We start from the raw sequence: 15,716 nt of genomic DNA, 5'->3' as shown, positions 1-15,716 counted from the left end.
GCCCGGTGACCAGCGAGCCGGGCGGGAATGTCCGCCACCTCGGTGCCGTGGGCGCCGTGGGCCGGGTCGAGGGCGACGACCGAGCCGACGAGGTGCGGATGCCGTACGGCGAGCAGGTTGACGACCTGTCCTCCCGTGGGGTGGCCCACGGCCACCACCGGTCCGCCGAGCAGCGCGGCCAGGTCGTCCGCCCTCTCCGCCGGGGTTGCCCTCGTCCGCTACCTGCGGCGGCCGGCCAGGGCCTCGGCGTGCGGGAACCTCCCGGCCGCCGCCGCCCCGATCCGCAGGCAAGCACTCGACCAGTTTCGTTGAAGGTTTCGGGTCGGGTCGATGTGCAGAATGCGGTTGATGAAGACTTGCGCACCCCCGGGCGGCGCGGCTCCCGCGGACGTGCGTCGCTCGGCGGTCGGCGGGACGCTGGTGAGGTCAGCGGTCACGCCTCCGTAGGAGATCGTCATGGACACCGCCACCCTGGAAGAGATGCGGACCTCGCTGAGGGGGCCGGTGATCGGCCCGCGGGACGCCGGGTACGACCAGGCACGCAAGATCTACAACGCGATGATCGACAAACGGCCCGCCGCCCTGGTGCCCTGCGCGGACGCCGCCGATGTGATGGCCGCGGTCACCTACGTCCGCGACCACGGCCTGGAACTCGCCGTGCGGGGCGGCGGTCACAGCGGCCCCGGCCTGTGCCTCGTGGACGACGGTGTCACGGTCGACCTGTCGCCGATGCGCTGGGTGCGGGTCGACCCGGATGCGCGGACGGCCGAGGCCGGCGGCGGCAGTCACCTCGGCGACCTCGACCACGCCACCCAGGCCTTCGGCCTGGCCACTCCCACCGGCATCATCTCCATGACCGGCCTCGGGGGCCTGACGCTCGGCGGCGGGCACGGCTATCTCACCCGCAAGTTCGGGCTGACCGTGGACAACCTGATCGCCGCCGACGTGGTGCTGGCGGACGGCAGTTTCGTCACCGCGAGCGAGACCGAGCACCCCGACCTGTTCTGGGCCCTGCGCGGCGGGGGCGGCAACTTCGGCATCGCGACCTCCCTCACCTACCGGCTGCACCCGGTGGGCACGGTCGGGGCCGGGGTGACGGTCTGGCCCGTCGAGGCCACGCGCGAAGTGCTGGCCTGGTACCGAGAGTTCCTCCCCGCCGCGCCCGAGGACGTGTACGGCTTCTTCGCCGTCCTCGTCGTCCCGCCCGGCCCGCCCTTCCCCGAGGAGCTCCACGGGCGGAAGGTGTGCGGCATCGTGTGGTGCTGCACGAGTGATCCGGCCCTGCTCGACGAGACGCTGTCGGTGGTGAACGCTCCCGGCCGGCCCGCCTTCCATTTCTCGACGCCGATGCCGTACGACGCGCTGCAGAGCATGTTCGACGAACTGATCCCCACCGGCTACCAGTGGTACTGGCGGGGCGACTTCTTCGACCACATCCCCGACGCCGCACTGGACGTGCACCTCGAGTACGGCCGGAACATTCCGACGCCGCTCTCGCTGATGCACCTCTACCCCATCGACGGAGCCGCCCACCGGGCCGGCCCGGACGACACCGCGTGGAACTACCGGGACGCGCTCTGGTCCGGCGTCTTCGCCGGCGTCGACCCCGACCCGGCCAACGCCGGGACGATCAAGCAGTGGTGCGTGGGTTACCAGGAGGCGCTGCACCCGTACTCGATGGGCGGCTCCTACGTGAACTTCATGGGCTCGGACGAGGGCGAGGAACGGGTCCGGGCCACGTACCGGGACCACTACGACAGGCTCGCCCGGATCAAGCGGACCTACGACCCGGACAACTTCTTCCACGCCAACCAGAACATCGAACCGGCGCGGGGGTGAGGGCCATGGGCCGGATGGTCGACGCCGACGGCGTGCACCTCTGGGTGGAGCAGCGGGGCGAGGGGCCCGACGTCCTGCTCGTCGCGGGGCTCGGGGACCCCGCCGAGGCGTGGCGGCCACAGCTCGACGGGTTCGCGGACCGCTATCGGCTCACCGCGTTCGACAACCGCGGCGCGGGCCGCAGCCCGCTGCCCGACGGCCCGCTCTCCGTGGCGCGGATGGCCGACGACGCGGCGGCGCTGCTGCGCGCGCTCGAGGTTCCGTCGGCTCACGTCATGGGCTTCTCGGGCGGCAGTTTCATCGCCCAGGAACTGGCCCTGCGCCACCCCGGCCCGGTCCGCAGCCTCGTCCTCATGAGCACGATGGCCCGCCCGGATCCCTACTTCCGGTCCATGACACGCTTCTGGAACTGGATGGTCGAACGCGCCCCGGACGAACGGACCATGCTGGAAGCGTTCTTCCTGTGGATCTACACCCCGCGCGCCCATGCCGACGGCATGGTCGACCGCTGCATCGAGGAGACCCTGGCCTTCGAGCATCCGCAGTCCGCCGAGGCCTTCCAGCGCCAGCTCGCCGCGTTCGCCGGTCACGACACCCTCGACCGCCTCGGCGGCATCAGCGTCCCGACCCTCGTGCTCGCCGGTGAACTCGACCTCGCCACGCCGCCACGCCTGGGCCGGGCGGTCGCGGACAGCATCCCGGGCGCCGTGTTCGAGGTGCTGCCCGGGGAGGCGCATCAGCCGTTCCAGGAGGTACCGGAGGTGTTCAACGCGCGGGTCGGCGTCTTCTGGAGGGAGGTGGAGGCACGGGCCGACGGCAACGCAGCCCGGCAACGCTGACCATGCCGGGCGTCCGTTCGCCGGCCGGTGCCCGCCGGAAGGCGGCGGGCACCGTGCGCTCTTCGACGGGTGTCACGCCGCCACGAGCGCCGGGTCCGGTTCCTCCGCGGCGGCGAGCAGGGCGAGGAGCGTCGCCCGGGCACGGGCCACGCGGGAACGGACCGTGCCGACGGGGCAGTTGCTCAGCGCGGCCGCTTCCGCGTAGGGCAGACCGAGCAGCTGTGTGAGGACGAACGCCTCGCGGCGTTCGTACGGCAGTCCCGCCAGCAGGTCCATCAGCGCCACACCGTCCTCGAAGCCGGGCAGGCCGCGCGGCTGGGCGAGTTCGGCGGCCGGCTCCCAGTCCGGCAGATCGGCCGGGCGGGGGCGTACGGCGGTGGACCGGATGCTGTCGGCCACCGCGCGCCGGGCGATCGCCAGCAGCCAGGTCCGCGCCGAGGAGCGGCCTTCGAACCGGTGCAGGCTGCCGAGCGCCCGCAGGAACGTGTCCTGCGCCAGATCGTCCACCGCCTGGGGGTCGGCGCACAGGTGGGCGACGTACCGGATGACGTCACGGTGCAGGGCGCGTACGAAGTGGTCGACGGCCACGGAGTCGCCGCCGCGGGCGGCCAGCGCCCAGGCGGTTATCGACACGTCGGCCGACGCCGGTCTCTCGTGCGAAAGGGGCAGGGCAGAAGTGATCACCTGATGTCCTTCTCGGATTGCGGGACCACGAGGAGGCGGGCGGACAGACCGTGAGGCCCGACGTGCTCGCGTGGGTGCGCGGTCCCGTGAGCGGGAGAGGGGTGAACGTCCCGTAGGGCGCGGGGTGAGGCGTGGGCGCCTGCGGGTGCGCGCGGGTACGGACGTGCACCTCCGGCCGGGGCGCGCAGGGACGGCCCCGGGATACCACCGGCTGCCGTCAGGCGGCAGCGGTCCCCGCGGGCGGTCCCCTGGTGGTGATCGCGTGGACGAGAAGGAGCCGGTGCGGCGTACGGTGCGACGGCCGCCGCCGTCCGCGCACGGGCGGGGGCGGCGGTGCGGTCACGGCGAGCAGGAGCCGCAGCGGTGCGGCGAGCCTGCTGCCCACGGCGCGCAGCAGGCGGAAGACGGCCCGTTCCCCGTGGCCCAGCCACAGGCCGCACAACAGCGCGGCCAGGAGGTGGGCGGCGAGCATGCCGAGGGAGGAGTCACCGCCGGGGACGTGAACCGGGTGCGCGGCCATGGAGTCCAGGGAGCCCGGGCTCATTCCGTGGCTCATGCCGTGACGCATGGATCCCATGCCATGGGTCACGGAGGGCGTGTCCCCGGAGCCGGACCCGGATGCGGCCGGCGTCGGCGGTCCGAGCGCGAACGCCGAGTGCAGCGCCGTCTGAACGGCCACGACGACGGTGACGACGAGGGGGAGTCCGCGCTCGCGGCCCGCGAGGCACCAGCCCGCCACTCCCGTCGCGGCCCAGCCGGCCAGCAGCGTCGACAGGGGCACGTGGTCGCCGGACATCATGACGTGCCCCAGGGCGGCGAGCACGACGCAGACGGCCGCGAACACCGCGGCCCGTGTCACGCGAGCACACCACCCGACTGTCATGGCGCCTCATCCTCGCATCCGGCACCGCCCCGACACCCATGAGTACGGACATCTCTCCCGTCGGGCACTCAATCCAGGCCATGTGATCCGGGCCACGGTGACGGAGTCGGTACCTCCGGTGGGGCCACGGCAGAATCCCCGGTGTGGACATCACCGCGCAGGAACTCAACCGGGCCACGCTCAAACGCCAGTTGCTGCTGGAGCGGGAGGCGATGGACGCCGGGGAGGCGGTGCGGCGCGTGGTGGCGTTGCAGGCGCAGCATGCCGCTTCGCCCTACGTGGCGCTGTGGAACCGGCTGGCCGGGTTCGCGCCGGAGGAGCTCGACACCGCCTTCGCGGGGCGTGCGGTGGTCAAGGCGACGCTGATGCGGATCACGCTGCACGCGGTCCACAGGGACGACTACCAGGTCTTCCGTGAGGCGATGCAGCCGACGCTGTACGCCTCACGACTCGGATACCGCTTCGCCGCGGCCGGGCTCACCCCGGCCGACGGCGAGGCGCTCGTCCCCGCGGTGCTGGACTTCGCGGACCGGCCGCGGACGGCCGCCGAGATGCAGGACTGGCTGGCGGAGCGGGTCGGGGCGGAGAAGAAGGCCGGGGCGTGGTGGGGGCTCAAGGCGTACGCGCCGCTGCTGCACGTCCCGACCGGCGGGCCGTGGTCGTTCGGCTCCCGGTCGTCGTTCGTCGCCGCGCGGACCGGCCCGGTACCGCGGGGGCGGGCGACGGTGCCGGAGGCGCTGTGCCACCTCGTCCTGCGCTATCTGGGGGCCTTCGGGCCCGCGTCGGTGGCGGACGTCGCGCAGTTCGCCATGGTGCCGCGAGCACCTGTACGCCGGGCCCTGCTCGAATGCGGCGACGCGGTGGAGCAGCTCCGGGGGCCCGAGGGGACCGTGCTGTACGACGTACCGGGTGCCGCGCGCCCACCGGTCGACACACCGGCACCGCCGCGGCTCATGGCCATGTGGGACAGCGTGCTGCTGGCCCACGCCGACCGCAGCCGCGTGATCCCCCCGGCGTATCGCCGTCTGGTGATCCGGGTGAACGGCGACGTGCTGCCCACGCTCCTGGTCGACGGCCGGGTCGCCGGCGTGTGGCGGGCGGTCGACGGTGGGGTCGAGGCCACGGCGTTCCACGATCTGCCGACCGCCGCGTGGGACGGACTCGCCGCGGAGGCCGCCTCGCTGACGGCGCTGCTGGCGGACCGCGACACCGAGGTCTACCGCCGCTACCACCACTGGTGGCCGAAACTCCCCGGGGGCCGGGTGCGCCTGCTCAGGGGCTGAGCCCGTGCGGCACGCAAGCAGCGCCGGGCCGTCCGGCGGTCAGCCGGGCCGCGCGCTTCAGCCGGTCACCTCCACCGTGGGGCCCGCCGCCGCCATGCCCCGAGACGGCGGCGCAGCCCGCTCCGCGGGCCGGGGCGCCGCGCCGGCCCGGCCCCGCCCGTGGTGTCCCGGGCGGGACGCCAGGGGTCGCCGGGGGCTGCGGCGGGGCTTTGGGCCTGCGCCTGGGCCTGGATCTCGTAGTGGGCGTCGTGGGCCGTCACCCGGAAGGCCTCTTCGTACGAGGCCATGGCCGCTCGGAATCCGGACCCGGCGAGGCCCCGGCGCCGGACCGCGGACGCGAGCCAGGTGAAGAGGCCCATGACGACCGCCAGGGCGCCCGCGACGATCAGAAGAGGCAGCAGCTGCCCCGCCCACTCGGTGTACCTCATGCCCGGACAACGGCCCCTGGCCCCCCGCCGGTTCCCGCGGGCGTACGCGGGGTGACGTCGCGTCAGTGGTGGGCGTGCACCACGGCGTGACCCCGGCCGCGGCCGATCATCCACCGGTTGACCGGGGTGGTGATCAGGAAGGCGACGGCGAAGCCACCGAGGAGCGCGGCCCAGAACAGGCCCTCCGACAGATGGGCGTCCATCGCGCCCGGCGTGAGCGCGATGATCGCGTTGTCCACGAGCTCCATGACCGCGATGGAGACCGTGTCCGCGGCGAGCGCGACCCGGATCGCCGCCTTGAGGCCGAGGCCGGCCCGCAGGACCGCGAACAGGGTGAAGGAGTAGCCGAAGAGGAACGCGAGTCCGATCGCCAGCACCATGGTGGGCGCGTTGCCCCATCCCAGCGCCGTGCCGATCACCATGCCCAGGATCTCGCCGATGGCGCACCCCGTCAGACAGTGCAACGTCGCCTTCACGGCGGTCCCCCAGGACGCGGGCGCGTGCGATTGCTTCTCGGGTTCGTGAGCGGTGTGGTCCATGCCGCGACTATATACCCCCGGGGGGTATGACCGGGAGGGGTCGGAGCGAACTCGTGGCGCGAGTCGCCGGGTGGTCGAGCACCGCCCGGGGGGGGCAGTCGGATGATCGACCTAGAGTGGTCGCCATGACGACACACCCCACCCCCGCGGAGCCGTCCCGGGCGGCCCAGGCCTACCTCTCCGAACTGTTCTCCCTCCAGGGCCGGGTCGCGGTCGTCACCGGCGGCAGTTCCGGCATCGGCCGCGGCGTCACCGACGCCCTCGCCCGCGCCGGGGCGAGCGTGGTGGTCGTGGCACGTGGCGAGACCCGGCTGGCCGCGACCGCCGAGGAACTGACGGCCCTCGGCTGCCGTGTCGCGTGGGTCAGCGCGGATCTGAGCACCCGCGAGGGTGTGCGGACGGCCGCGGAGCGGGCGGTCGAGGCGTTCGGGGAGCCCGACATCCTCGTCAACAGCGCCGGGATCAACCTGCGTCCGCCGATGGACGAACTCGGCGAGGACGTCTGGGACGCCACCATGGCCGTCAACCTGGAGGCACCGTTCCTGCTCGGGCAGCGCTTCGGCCCCCGGATGGCGGAGCGCGGATACGGGCGGATCATCCACATCAGCTCACAGCAGGCGCACCGCGCGTTCGTCCACAGCGGCGCCTACGGCGCCTCCAAGGGAGGCCTGGAGGCGCTGGCGCGTTCCCAGGCCGAGGCGTGGTCGCCGCGCGGGGTCACCTGCAACCTGCTCGTGCCGGGCTTCGTCATGACACCGCTGAACGCGCGGCTGTCGTCGGACCCGGAGAAGGTGGCGGCCCTCGCCGCCCGCACGATGATCGGGCGGAACGGGCTCGCCGAGGACTTCGCGGGCGCGGCGGTCTTCCTGGCGAGCGCGGCGTCCGCCTACGTCACCGGGCAGTCGGTGTTCGTCGACGGCGGACTGTCCGTCCACTGAACCCTCCCTCCGCGTCCCGCCGCCCCCTCCCCTTCCGTCCGCCGAGTCCCCCGAACGGGGAACGGCCGACGGGCGATGGCCCGTGCTCGGTGTCACGCTGGGCACACAGGCCCCTCGGAAGGGATACATCGCCATGATCACGACGGAGTTCGTCCCCGGTTCTCCCTGCTGGCTCGACCTTGGCGCTCCGGACGTCCGGGCCGCCGCCGGCTTCTACGGAGCCGTCCTCGGGTGGGACTACGAGCCCATGGGCGAGAGCGAGGACTTCGAGGGCGGGATGTTCAAGAAGGACGGCAAGACCGTCGCCGGGCTCGGCAAGCTCACCGAGGAAGGCGCGCGGTCGGCCTGGATGCTCTACTACAGCGTCTCCGACGTGGACGCCACGACGGAGGCCGTGCGACAGGCGGGCGGCACCGTGCGGGTCGCGCCGATGGACCTCGACGACTGGGGCCGGATGGCCCAGTACAGCGACCCCCTGGGCGGCCAGTTCGCCGCCTGGCAGCCGGGCACGGACAAGGGCCTGGAACTGGTGGACCGGCCGGGCTCGCTGTCGTGGACCGAGCTGTACACGACCGACGCCGCGGGCGCGCGGGAGTTCTACGGCTCCCTCTTCGGCTGGCAGTTCAGCGACATGCCGCTGCCGGGCGGCGCGGGCGTGTACACCCTGATCACCCCCTCGGGTCTCTCCGAGGACCGGATGCACGGCGGGCTCATGCAGGTCGGCAAGGACGACCTGGCGCTGACCGGCGGGCGGCCGTACTGGCACCCGGTCTTCGCCGTCGACGACTGCGACGCCGCGGTGGCCCAGGTCACCGCGCACGGCGGCAGCGTGCAGATGGGTCCGGCCGACATGGAGGGCGTCGGCCGGCTCGCGGTCTGCCTCGACCCGGCGAACGCGGACTTCGTGGTGCTCGCTCCGTCCGAGGGCTGAACCGGGGTCGCTGTCGCCCGGCCGGCGTCGCGAGCGCCCGACCGGCGTCGGCCACGCCCCCCGACCACCGCCGAAAACCTTCTTGCATATGATGCGCAAATGCGTGACTACAGCATCAGGGAAGCCACGGCGGCCGACATCGACGGGGCCCGGGCGGTGATGCTCGACGCCGTGTACCGCGACTTCGGCACGGGCTACGTGCCGCGCTGGCACGCCGACATCATCGATCCGGTGCCGTTCTACGTCACGCCGGCCCGGCACACTCTCCTGGTCGCCGTGGACGAGCACGACGGGACGGTGGCGGCCACGGCGGCACTGGACGCGCGCGGCCCGGCCCACCCGCCGAACCCCGGGTGGCTGGCCGAGCGGTTCCCCTCGGGCGAGACGGCGCAGCTGAGGCGGGTGTACGTGCGTCCCGAGCACCGGCGGCGCGGACTGGCCCGGCAACTGGTGGACCGCCTCCTGGATTTCGCCCGGACCGACGGTGGCTACCGGTCCGTCTACCTGCACACCTACCCGGACTCCCCCGGCGCGATGGGGCTGTGGAAGGCGCTGGGCAAGGTGCTGTGCGACGAGCGCGAGGAGGTGCCGGGCGGGGGCAGCGGTGTGGTGCACTTCGAAGTACCACTCGTTTAACGAAAATGGTATTCATATACATCATGAGAATCCCCCGCCGCCGGCTCACCGCCGGTCTGCTGCTCCTGCCGCTGCTCTCCGGCTGTTTCGCGTCCTCCGGTGACGGCACCGCCGAGTCCTCGGACTCCTCCGGCTCCGAGGGCGGCGGCCGGCTGCGCGTGGCCCTGGCCTTCCCGCCGACGCAGAACTACTCGCCGTACGGGTACGACGCCTACAACCTGTCCCGGCTGGGTGTCGCCGAGGGGCTGACCCGCCTGGACGCCAACGGCACGGCGGTACCCGCGCTCGCCGAGTCCTGGAGCAGCGAGAAGGGCGGCGAGAGCTGGCTGTTCACCCTCCGGGACGCGAAGTTCCAGGACGGCGAGGACGTCACCGCGGCCGCCGTCGCCTCCGCTCTCACCCACGCTGCCACGGCGAAGCCGGCACCCACCGCGATATCCGGCGTGAAGCTGACCGCCGAGGCCGTCGGGGAGAACCGGGTGCGGGTCTCCACCGGCGGAGCCGACCCGGTGCTTCCGCTGCGGCTGACCAACCCCAGCCTCGCGGTGTTCTCCCCGAAGGCCTACGGGAAGAAGGGCGTGGTGAACGCGGTCGGCACCGCCACCGGCCCCTTCGAGCTCACCGAGGTCACCGGTGACCGGTCGGCCGCACTGGACCGTTTCGACGGCTACTGGGGCGGCCGGGCCCAGGCCTCGGGCGTCGACGTCAGGTACGTCTCCGACGGCACGGCCCGCGCCAACGCCCTGCGCACCGGGGACGTCGACATCGCCGAGGCGGTCCCCGTCGCCCAGGCCGCCTCCCTGGGCAAGGGCACGGTCCATGCATCGAACACCGCCCGCAACGCCAGTCTGTACCTCAACACCGCTTCCGGCGCCTTCAGGGACGCCGGACTGCGGGCCGCCGCGCGTGAGGCGGTCGACGGCGCGACCGTCGCCAAGGGTGTCTACGAGGGGTCGGCGGAACCCGCGCAGGGCCTCTACGGTCCGGCCCTCACCTGGGCCGCCGGCAAGCGCCTGAAGCCGTCCGGGCGGGCCGCGGCGGCCGACCCCGGCGGCAAGAGCATCACCATCGCCGGCTACAACGACCGGCCCGAACTGGCGGAGGCCGCGCAGGTACTGCAACAGCAACTGGAGAAGGCCGGGTTCGAGGTGAAGCTGGAGGTGCGGACGTACGCGCGTCTCGAAGGGGATCTGCTGGAGGGGAAGTTCGACGCCGCCGTCGTCGCCCGCAACATGATGACGGACACCGGCGACCCGGTCACCGTGCTCGACAGCGACTTCACCTGCGACGGTTCCTACAACCTGGCGTTCCTGTGCGACCGGGACGTCGACCGGCTCGTCGCCGCCGCCCGGTCCGAGTCCGACCCGGCGAAGCGGCAGGACGCCGCCATGAAGGCGGAGGCCGCGATCCTGGGTACCGACGCGGTGATTCCGCTGGTGCACCTGAAGGCCGTCACGGGGGTCCGGGCGTCCGTGCGGGGCGCCCGGCTCGACCCGTACGAGCGGGAGTTCGTCGGCGTGGGGACCCGGCCCTGAACACCCAGACCTCTCTCCCGACCCGGGCTCTGACCGCCCTGCGCGTCCTCGCGCGGGGCGGTGGCCCGACGCTGGCGTGGCGGGCCGTGCTCACGGCCGCTCTGGTGGGCGCGATCGGCCTGCTCCCGTGGCTGTCGCGCACCGACCCGGCGCTGACCGTCCTCAAGGCCCGCTCCGCCGACCGCGATCCGACACCGGAGACCCTGCACGCGATCCGCGCCGAACTCGGCCTGGACGACGGGCCATGGGTCCTGCTCGGCCGCTGGCTGGGCGGCCTGCTGCACGCGGACGCGGGCTCGTCCTGGGTGTCCGGCGCCCCGGTGCTGCCGGGTGTCGTGCAGGCGCTCGGCGTGTCACTGCTGCTGATGTGCGGGGCCCTGGTGGTCGCCGCGGGCACGACCGCAGCCGTCTGCGCCCCCACCCTCCGGTCCGGCGCGCGAGGCCGGCTCGGTGCGCGCCGTCCCGGCGGTACGGTGACGGCCGTGCTGGCCTCGCTGCCCGAGTTCCTGGTCGCCTCGGTGCTGGCCTCGGTGATCGCCGTGCAGCTGGGCTGGCTGCCCGCCCTGGGCTGGTACGGCCCGCAGTGGATGGTGCTGCCCTCGCTCGCCCTCGGCCTGCCCGCCGGGGCGGTCCTGGGCCGGATGCTCGACGACATGCTGCCCGGCGCGTTCACGGAACCCTGGGCCATGGCGGCCGCGGCACGCGGTGTTCCGCCGAGGTCGCTGGCCCGGCAGGCGGTGCGCCGCTGCGTGCCCGGACTGCTGCCGAACCTGGGACTGTTCGTGGTCGGGCTGACCGGCGGATCGGTCGCCGTCGAGCAGATCTTCGACATCCCGGGCCTCGGCCGGCTCACGCTGCACGCCGCACTCGCCCAGGATCTGCCCGCCCTGCAGAGCGGCACCCTCGCCCTCGTCCTGCTCGCGGCGGCAGCGGGGCTCCTCGCCCGGACCGCAGCCCGGCTGCTGATCGGACCGGCGCTGCGCGACGGCGCCCTGCAGTCCCTGCACCGGCCCCGGCTCCCCGCACCCCGATCGCTCCCCCTGCTCCACGGGGGGCTGCTGGCCGCTGTCGTCGGGGCCGGTGTCTTCCGCGACCCGCTCGCCCTGGACACGCTCGCCCGGCTGCAAGCTCCCTCCGCCGAGCACCCCTTCGGCACGGACGCGCTCGGCCGGGACGTCCTGGCCCGGATCTCCCACGGGGCGGTGACCACCCTCGGCACCGCCCTCGCGGTGAGTGCCGCCGCCCTCGTCGCCGGACTGCTGCTGGGGCTGCTGCCGAGGCTGTCCGGGCCGCTGGCCGACACACTCAGTGCCGTACCGCCCGTACTGGCCGGGCTGCTCGTCACCGGCATCGCCGGGAGCGGTCCCTGGACGCCCGCGCTCGCCGTGGCCGTCGTGGCCTGGTCCCCGCTCGCCGCGCACACGTCCTCGCTGCTGCGGCAGGAGCGCGCGACGACCCATCTGGTCGCCACCCGGGCACTGGGCGCCGGCCGCTGGTACCTGCTCCGGCACGAACTGCTGCCCGCCGTCGTGCCCCCGGTCGCCCGGCACGCCCTGCTCCGGCTCCCGGGCGTCGCGCTCAGCCTCGCCGCGCTCGGCTTCCTCGGCCTCGGCGCCCAGCCGCCCTCCCCCGAATGGGGCCTGCTGCTCGCCGAGAACCAGCCCTACGCCGAACGGGCCCCGTGGGCCGTCCTCTTCCCGGCCGCCGCCCTCGCCCTGCTCGGGGCACTGGCGGTGACGGCCGCGGGCGGGGTACGGCTGCCCCGGCGGCGCACCCGGCCGGCGAACCCGGCCCTGCCCCCCGTGGAGCACAGCGTGCCGGCCCCGCGACGGCACCCGGACCGCCCCGACGCCCTCCTGACGCCCGTGTCCGCCTCACAGACAGACGAACGATGACCGACCCCGTCTCCCGGGTGCCGGCCCGCAAGGCCGCCCCAGCGATCCCCAGCGAAGGCCGCGACAGCACCTGGCGGCTCGTCAGGCAACTGTCCCCGCTGCTGCGGTTGCTGATCGTCACTCAGCTCGCCTTCAACATCGGCTTCTACGCCGTCCTGCCGTTCCTCGCCGAGCATCTCGGCACCGCGATCGGCATGGCGGGGTGGCTGGTCGGGTTCGTGCTCGGGCTGCGCACCTTCAGCCAGCAGGGGCTGTTCGTGGTCGGCGGCTGGCTCGTCGACCGGTTCGGGGTGCGGCCGGTCGTGCTGGCGGGCTGCGGCCTGCGGATCGCCGGGTTCGCATGGCTCGGTTACGCCGGGACGAGCGGGGCCGTGATCGGTGCGGTGCTGGTGATCGGGTTCGCCGCGGCGCTCTTCTCCCCCGCCGTGGAGTCCGAGGTGGCCCGCCAGGCGGTCGGATGGGAGGAGGACGGGCACGGCCCGCGCACCCGGGTCCTCGCCCTGTTCAGCGTGGCGGGCCAGGCGGGGGCGTTCGTGGGGCCGTTGCTCGGCGCGCTGCTGCTCGCCGTCGACTTCCGCACCGCGTGTCTGGCCGGTGCCGGAGTCTTCGTGCTCGTCCTCGCCGGGCACCTGTGGCTGATGCCGCAGCACATCCCCGGCCGGGTCCGCGTCCGGGCGCGGGGCGGGGTCCGCGCCCTGCTGCGCGACCGCCGCTTCCTCGCCCTGTGCTGTGCGTACGGCACCTATCTGCTCGCCTACAACCAGCTGTATCTGGCCCTGCCGGACGAGGTGCAGCGCGCTGCGGGGTCCCAGGCGCCGTTGTCCTGGCTCTTCGCGCTGTCCTCCGTGCTGGTGGTGTTCACCCAGCTGCCGGTGACCCGCTGGGCGGGCGACCGGCTGGATCTGCGCCGCTCCATGGCCGCGGGGCTGCTGCTGATCGCGTCCGGTTTCGCGGTGGTGGCCGCGGCCCGGCCCGCCGGCTGGACGGGCACGGCCGGGCTGCTCCCGGCCGCGGGCTTCGTGATCTTGCTCACGGTGGGACAGATGCTGGTCGTCCCCGCCGCCCGCGCCTGGGTGCCCGACCTCGCCGAGGAGGGCCGGCTCGGGCTCTACACGGGTGCGCTGTCGTCCGTCTCGGGCCTGATCGTCCTGGCCGGCAGCGCGGCCACCGGTTTCCTGCTCGACCTGGGCCTGCCGGCCGCCGTGCCGTGGCTGGTCCTGGCGGCCGTACCGGCCCTGGCGGTGGCCCTGTTGCCGCGCCGGGAGAAGGGGACGGGCGCGGCGGTCTGACCTCACCGGTTGCCCGCGGCAGCCGGGCGCCGGGAGTGTCGTCCCGGCGCCCGGCTGGTCCGCTCCGGGATGTCGCGCCGGGCCCGTCCGAGGACACCGCCGCGGAGATCGGCGGTCATGCCGCGCCAGTATCCTGGGTCGGCTGCGGCACCCCCACCAATCCCCGCCCACAAGCGGGGAGTTCGGCCTGCGGCGACGACCTTCCCCTATGCGTGAGACGAGGACGAGTGCTGCTAGCGGGCCGCTACCGGCTGGATGTGGAGATCGGGCGCGGTGGAATGGGAGAGGTCTGGCGTGCGTACGACGAGACGCTCGCCAGAGCGGTGGCCCTCAAGCTGCTGCTGCCCCAGGACACCGACGCGACGGCGGCCTCCCGGTTCCGTCTGGAGGCTCAGACCGCCGGGCGCCTCAACCATCCCAACGTGGTCGGTGTGCTGGACTTCGGGGAGTACGACAACCGGCTGTACCTGGTGATGGAGCTGGTCGAGGGCGACAGTCTCGCCGGGGTGCTGAACGGCTCGGGCGCGCTGCCCGCCGAGCGGGTGGCCGCGCTCGCCGCGCAGGCGTCCGCGGGGCTCGCCGCCGCGCACGCGCAGGGCATCGTGCACCGGGACGTCAAACCCGCCAACCTGCTGCTGGACGCGGCCGGCACGCTGAAGATCGGGGACTTCGGCATCGCGCGGTTCCTCGACGACCCCGGCGCCGCGCTCACCGCCACCGGCCAGATCATCGGCACCGGCCTCTACCTCGCGCCCGAGCGGGCCCTGGGCAAGCCGGCGGGGCCCGCCTCCGACATGTACTCCCTGGGCTGCGTGCTCTACCAGCTCCTCAGCGGGCGCCCGCCGTTCGAGGCCGACACCGCCGTCGCCCTGCTCCACCAGCACCTCGACTCTGCTCCCGTGCCGCCTCGCGAGCTCGGTGTGGCCGGGCTTCCGCCGGCGTTCGAGAACTATCTCCTCGGTCTGCTCGCCAAGCAGCCCGAGGACCGTCCCACCGCCCAGCAGGCCGCCGAGTGGTTCGCCCAGGGCGCCTGGCGGGGTCTGCCCGAGCCGCTGCCGGAGGTCTCGCCGCCGCCGCGGCCGAACACCGCCTCCGCGGCGATGCCCGCCGGGCCGGGACCGTACGCGACCGCCGAGACCGGCAGCCCGACCACGTACGCGCTGCCGGCCACCACGGGCCACCGCGCCGCCGCCCGGGCGGCCCAGTCGGGGCGTTCGGGCCGCTCGCGCGGACGCGGCGGTCACGGCAACCGGTCGAAGCTGGCCGCGACGGCAGCCGCCGCGGCACTCTTCATCGCCGCGATGCTCATCGGCATGCGCTGGTTCACGCCCGACACGACCACGGAGGGCACGGAACCCGACGCGTCCCCGAGTGCGAGCAGCCCCGCCGCCGCGCCGTCCGCCGACTCCGCCACGCCCGGCTCCTCCGGTCCGCAGGCCGACCCGGCGGCCGGCCCGGCAGCGGCCGACACGCCCGCCACCGGCACCGTGGGGGATCTCACTCCGTCCACGCCGCCTCCTTCGCCGACCCCTCCCGCGCCCGCGCCGACCGCCGCGACCCCGACGGAGGAAGTGGGCGACGGCGGCCCGCAGCAGCCGGATCCGGAGAAGCCGGGCCCGGCCGGGGACGACGGGGCGGGCGACGACGGCGGGGACGACGGGGGCGAGGACTGACACGGCCCGGACATCGCGCGGAGAGACCCCGCGCGGAGCGCGTGGACCAGCCGGAGGATGCGCCGGTGTGCGAACGGGCGCCCCCTCGCGCGCCCCTTGGGTGGCTTGTCATCGCCCTTATCCCGGCCTTATTGTCACCAGGCCTTGGTGAACGGGAAATCCGGTGTGATGCCGGTGCGGCCCTCGCCACTGTGAATCGGGAAGTCCGGCTCCGGCCCTCACGGGCAGCCACTGGGTCCTTGCGACCCGGGAAGGCGGAGTCCGGGCGGTGGTACCCGTCAGCCAGGAGACCGGCCAAGGCGCGTCAACCATCCACGAGGTGCT

General features: G+C 73.9%; 14 protein-coding genes and 1 riboswitch. Of the genes, 10 read left to right on the top strand and 4 right to left on the bottom strand.

Translation table 11 applies throughout. From position 1 onward, the window contains the following. Positions 1-456 precede the first annotated feature (456 nt). Both AB0F04_RS19075 and AB0F04_RS19070 read left to right on the top strand, forming a co-directional pair. Complete coding sequence (locus AB0F04_RS19075; protein WP_362042974.1) at positions 457-1,839, top strand: FAD-binding oxidoreductase; 1,383 nt, start codon at positions 457-459, stop codon at positions 1,837-1,839. 5 nt (positions 1,840-1,844) lie between these two features. Next, complete coding sequence (locus AB0F04_RS19070) at positions 1,845-2,678, top strand: alpha/beta fold hydrolase (protein WP_362042972.1); 834 nt, start codon at positions 1,845-1,847, stop codon at positions 2,676-2,678. Between the two features lie 72 nt (positions 2,679-2,750). Here AB0F04_RS19070 and AB0F04_RS19065 read toward each other — a convergent pair whose 3' ends face one another. Together AB0F04_RS19065 and AB0F04_RS19060 are read right to left on the bottom strand one after the other, a co-directional pair. After that, on the bottom strand, positions 2,751-3,362 hold the full coding sequence (locus AB0F04_RS19065) for a sigma-70 family RNA polymerase sigma factor (RefSeq protein WP_362042970.1): 612 nt from the start codon (positions 3,360-3,362) through the stop codon (positions 2,751-2,753). Positions 3,363-3,579: 217 nt separating this feature from the next. Next, a complete protein-coding gene (locus AB0F04_RS19060) occupies positions 3,580-4,245 on the bottom strand; it encodes a hypothetical protein (protein ID WP_362042968.1) in 666 nt (221 codons plus the stop codon). Between the two features lie 143 nt (positions 4,246-4,388). On the opposite strand from AB0F04_RS19060, the gene AB0F04_RS19055 reads away from it, so the two are divergent. Beyond that, a complete protein-coding gene (locus tag AB0F04_RS19055) occupies positions 4,389-5,528 on the top strand; it encodes a winged helix DNA-binding domain-containing protein (RefSeq protein ID WP_362042966.1) in 1,140 nt (379 codons plus the stop codon). 65 nt (positions 5,529-5,593) lie between these two features. Here AB0F04_RS19055 and AB0F04_RS19050 read toward each other — a convergent pair whose 3' ends face one another. Next, entirely contained in the window at positions 5,594-5,956 is a 363-nt protein-coding gene (locus AB0F04_RS19050) for a hypothetical protein (RefSeq protein WP_362042964.1), read from the bottom strand. Positions 5,957-6,018: 62 nt separating this feature from the next. Continuing rightward, complete coding sequence (locus AB0F04_RS19045) at positions 6,019-6,495, bottom strand: DUF4396 domain-containing protein (protein ID WP_362042963.1); 477 nt, start codon at positions 6,493-6,495, stop codon at positions 6,019-6,021. Positions 6,496-6,620: 125 nt separating this feature from the next. On the opposite strand from AB0F04_RS19045, the gene AB0F04_RS19040 reads away from it, so the two are divergent. The 7 genes from AB0F04_RS19040 to AB0F04_RS19010 all read left to right on the top strand — a co-directional run bounded on the left by AB0F04_RS19040 (position 6,621) and on the right by AB0F04_RS19010 (position 15,392). Beyond that, positions 6,621-7,433, top strand: coding sequence for an SDR family oxidoreductase (locus AB0F04_RS19040; RefSeq protein WP_362042961.1), 813 nt, complete (start codon positions 6,621-6,623; stop codon positions 7,431-7,433). Between the two features lie 133 nt (positions 7,434-7,566). After that, the gene (locus AB0F04_RS19035; RefSeq protein WP_362042959.1) at positions 7,567-8,364 is read left to right on the top strand and encodes a VOC family protein; all 798 of its coding nucleotides are present in this window, start codon (positions 7,567-7,569) and stop codon (positions 8,362-8,364) included. Positions 8,365-8,463: 99 nt separating this feature from the next. Then, positions 8,464-9,000, top strand: a complete 537-nt coding sequence (locus tag AB0F04_RS19030) for a GNAT family N-acetyltransferase (RefSeq protein WP_362042958.1) — start codon at positions 8,464-8,466, stop codon at positions 8,998-9,000. A gap of 23 nt (positions 9,001-9,023) precedes the next feature. Next, positions 9,024-10,535, top strand: coding sequence for an ABC transporter substrate-binding protein (locus tag AB0F04_RS19025; protein WP_362042956.1), 1,512 nt, complete (start codon positions 9,024-9,026; stop codon positions 10,533-10,535). Between the two features lie 86 nt (positions 10,536-10,621). After that, positions 10,622-12,430 carry an ABC transporter permease subunit gene (locus tag AB0F04_RS19020; RefSeq protein ID WP_362042954.1) on the top strand — a complete coding sequence of 603 codons (1,809 nt, stop codon included), beginning with the start codon at positions 10,622-10,624 and terminating at the stop codon, positions 12,428-12,430. Continuing rightward, positions 12,427-13,719 carry an MFS transporter gene (locus AB0F04_RS19015; RefSeq protein WP_362042952.1) on the top strand — a complete coding sequence of 431 codons (1,293 nt, stop codon included), beginning with the start codon at positions 12,427-12,429 and terminating at the stop codon, positions 13,717-13,719. Before AB0F04_RS19020 ends, AB0F04_RS19015 begins: the two co-directional genes overlap by 4 nt. A gap of 227 nt (positions 13,720-13,946) precedes the next feature. Then, positions 13,947-15,392 carry a serine/threonine-protein kinase gene (locus tag AB0F04_RS19010; RefSeq protein ID WP_362042950.1) on the top strand — a complete coding sequence of 482 codons (1,446 nt, stop codon included), beginning with the start codon at positions 13,947-13,949 and terminating at the stop codon, positions 15,390-15,392. 128 nt (positions 15,393-15,520) lie between these two features. Then, a riboswitch (cobalamin riboswitch) is annotated at positions 15,521-15,706 on the top strand. Positions 15,707-15,716 lie beyond the last annotated feature (10 nt).

Origin of the sequence: Streptomyces sp. NPDC029041, from assembly GCF_040637515.1 — a bacterium.
In the GTDB taxonomy this organism is placed as follows: Bacteria; Actinomycetota; Actinomycetes; order Streptomycetales; family Streptomycetaceae; genus Streptomyces.
Note: the sequence above shows the minus strand (reverse complement) of the source record. Positions and strands in the feature narration are given on the sequence as shown.